At 66.8% G+C, this 2,802-nt stretch carries 4 protein-coding genes; 2 read left to right on the top strand and 2 right to left on the bottom strand.

Annotation, left to right across the window (positions count from 1 at the left end):
- A partial coding sequence (locus tag ACXJKR_RS29020; RefSeq protein ID WP_457325795.1) for a CoA transferase subunit A occupies nucleotides 1-619 on the bottom strand: 619 nt, incomplete at its 3' end.
- 78 nt (nucleotides 620-697) lie between these two features.
- Between ACXJKR_RS29020 and ACXJKR_RS29015 the strand changes: the two genes are divergently transcribed.
- Together ACXJKR_RS29015 and ACXJKR_RS29010 are read left to right on the top strand one after the other, a co-directional pair.
- On the top strand, nucleotides 698-1,252 hold the full coding sequence (locus tag ACXJKR_RS29015) for a LuxR C-terminal-related transcriptional regulator (RefSeq protein ID WP_056193421.1): 555 nt from the start codon (nucleotides 698-700) through the stop codon (nucleotides 1,250-1,252).
- Nucleotides 1,249-2,199: a DUF3667 domain-containing protein gene (locus ACXJKR_RS29010; RefSeq protein WP_056193418.1), complete on the top strand. Its 951-nt coding sequence runs from the start codon at nucleotides 1,249-1,251 to the stop codon at nucleotides 2,197-2,199. Before ACXJKR_RS29015 ends, ACXJKR_RS29010 begins: the two co-directional genes overlap by 4 nt.
- 9 nt (nucleotides 2,200-2,208) lie before the next feature.
- Here the strand turns inward: ACXJKR_RS29010 and ACXJKR_RS29005 are convergent.
- Nucleotides 2,209-2,802, bottom strand: a 594-nt coding sequence (locus ACXJKR_RS29005; protein WP_457325794.1) for a 2OG-Fe(II) oxygenase, incomplete at its 5' end; no start/stop codon positions are given.

The following is a 2,802-nucleotide window of genomic DNA, read 5'->3' as shown; positions in this document are numbered from 1 at the left end:
GCAGATGCACGTCGTCCGGGTCGATCTCGCCCGTCTCAACGAGGTGCTCGACCTCGACAACCGTCAGCTTGCCGGCCATGGCCGCAGCCGGGTTGAAGTTGCGCGCGGTGCGGCGGAACACGAGGTTGCCACTCTTGTCGGCCTTGTAGGCCTTGACCAGCGCGACGTCGGGCACCAGGGCCTTCTCCAGGATGTAGGTCTCGCCGTCGAACTCGCGCGATTCCTTGCCCTCGGCGATCAGCGTGCCCACGCCGGTGCGCACAAAGAAGGCCGGGATGCCGGCGCCACCAGCGCGCATCTTCTCGGCCAAGGTGCCTTGTGGCGTGAATTCAAGCTCCAGCTCACCGGCCAGGTACTGACGCTCGAACTCCTTGTTCTCGCCCACGTAACTGGAGATCATCTTCTTGATCTGGCGCGTGACGAGCAGCGCGCCGAGGCCAAAGCCGTCRACGCCGGCGTTGTTCGAGATGACCGTCAGGTCCTTGACGCCGCTGTCGCGCAGGGCCGTGATCAGCGCCTCGGGGATGCCGCACAGGCCGAAGCCGCCGACCGCGAGCATCTGTCCGTCCTTCACGACGCCGCGCAGCGCTTCCTCAGCGCTCGGGTACACCTTGTTCATGCCGTCTCCTGCCTTTCGGGTGAAGCGCGAAGGGTACTATCGCGCGCCTTCCGAAGTCGATTAAGCGAATTCGCCTAAGTGGAACCCGCCGCCCTCGATTACCGCAGCGCCTTCCAGCTCGCCCCGATCGGCCTGGTGCTGTCCGCCCAGCGCCAGATCGTCGACTGCAATGAGCGCGTGCTGCAGATGTTCGCGGCCACGCGCGAGCAGCTCCTGGGCAAAAGCTTTGCCGTCATGTACCCCAGCGCCGTCGAGTTCGAGCGCACCGGCGCGCGCATCGTCGCCAGCCTGGATGCCCAGGGCCACTATGCCGACGACCGCGTCATGCGTCGCCTGGGTAGCGGCGAGCTGTTCTGGTGCCACGTGACCGGCCGCGCGCTGGACCCGGCCGACCCGCATGCCCGCGGCATCTGGAGCTTTGAGGATCTGTCGGCGCGCCGCCAGATCACGGCCGACCTGACGCCGCGCGAACGCGAGATCGCCGCCCTGCTCGTCGAGGGCCAGACCAGCAAGCTCATCGGCCGACGCCTGGGCGTCAGCCCGCGCACGGTGGACATCTACCGCGGCCGGCTGATGAAGAAATACCAGGCGGGCAGCACGCCCGAGCTGATCAACAAACTGCTGTCCGCATGAGCCCAACGAGCCCCAAGAGCCACGGCGCGCCCGAGCTGCCCTACTGCCGCAACTGCCACTTCACGCTGGCCACGCCGCGCCCGGTCTACTGCGGCCATTGCGGCCAGGAGACCGACCTGCATCCGCCCTCGGTGCGCGAGATGTTCACCGAGTACCTGGGGCACTACGTCGCCTTCGACGGGCCGCTGTGGCGCACGCTGTGGGCGCTGGTCTGCCTGCCGGGTCATCTGACCAACGCCTATTTCCGCGGCCAGCGGCGGCGCTATGTGCTGCCGCTGCGGGTCTATCTGACCGCCAGCTTCCTGTTCTTCGTCGGCTATCACCTGCTGCAGCACGGAAAACACGAGGAGCAGGAGGCAGACGTCGAGTCCAGCCAACCGGCCGCGCCCGGCAAGCCAGTGAAGGTGAAAGTCAAGCCTGGGCAGACGCCGGCCGAGGCTGAGGCCGAGGCGGCAAGCACGGCCGGCCAGGGCAAGAAATCGGTCAACACCAAGCTGGGCTGCGATGAGCAGCATCCCGAGGCCTGCAGCCGCAGCGAGCTTTTGGTGACGGGCTTGGTCACGAAAGGCAAGTCGATGACAGGCGACCAGTGGAAGGCCCGCTTCAGTGCGCTGGCGCCCTACGGCATGCTGGCCATGCAGCCGGTCTTCGCAGCCCTGTTGCTGGCCATGTTTGCCGGCAGCGGGAGGCGCTATGCCGAGCACTTCGTGTTTTCGCTGCACAGCCACAGCCTGTGGTTCCTGGCCCTGCTGCTGGCCATGGCGGCCAACATCGAAGGCTTGATGACTTTCGCCGTCTTCGGCCAGGGGCTGGTGGCGATGCGCAATGTCTACCGGCTCAGCTGGTTCGGCGCCATCTGGCGCGGCCTGCTGCTCAGCATGGGCTACTTCGTGCTGCTGGTCGTCGGCGTCGGCCTGTTGGTCGCAGGCATTGCCGCAACGGCGTGATCCGCCCGATCAGGTGAAGACGCCCTGACGCAGCCATTTCGTCGCCACCCATTTCTCGCCGTCCAGCACCGGCGAGCCGCCATGCAGGGTCTGCGTGGCGGGGTGGGGCCGGTCGTAGCTGAAGAAGACGGCGTTGCCCTTGACGGGTGCGACGTCCAGGCCGATGTCCGGGAAGATGGTCGAGCCGCCGGCGGTGGGCGTGTTCAGGTACATGACAAGCGTCGCAACGCGTTGGCCGCCGCGCTTCAGGATGGCCGGCGTGCTGACGTGAGCCGGGTCGAAGTAGTCGTAATGCGGCTGATATTCAGCGCCCGGCCGGTAGTGCAGCACCTGCAGGCCCTCGCCGTGGTCCAGCGGCCAGCGCAACAGCGTCGCAATGCGTGCTTCGATCTTGCGGATCAGCTCGGTCTCACAGCGCTCGAAGAACATGCCGTCGCTGGTGCGTGCGGCGTTCACCTCGCTGCCCTCGCCGCCGGTGGCCACGGTCTCGGAGCGCGCCAGGCGCTTGGTCGCCAACGCGACGATGCCGTCGCACTCCTCTTCCGACAGCAGGTCGCCAAAGACGATAACGCGCGGCTGCCGCAAGGCCATCAAGACCTTGAC

This window comes from Roseateles sp. P5_E11, from assembly GCF_054049355.1.
The sequence above is the reverse complement of the archived record's forward strand: the minus strand, read 5'-3'. Positions and strand labels throughout refer to the sequence as shown.

Coding starts and splice junctions, on each gene's coding strand:
- ACXJKR_RS29010 (WP_056193418.1), top strand. CDS start 1,249: ATGAGCCCAACGAGCCCCAAGAGCCACGGCGCGCCCGAGCTGCCCTAC.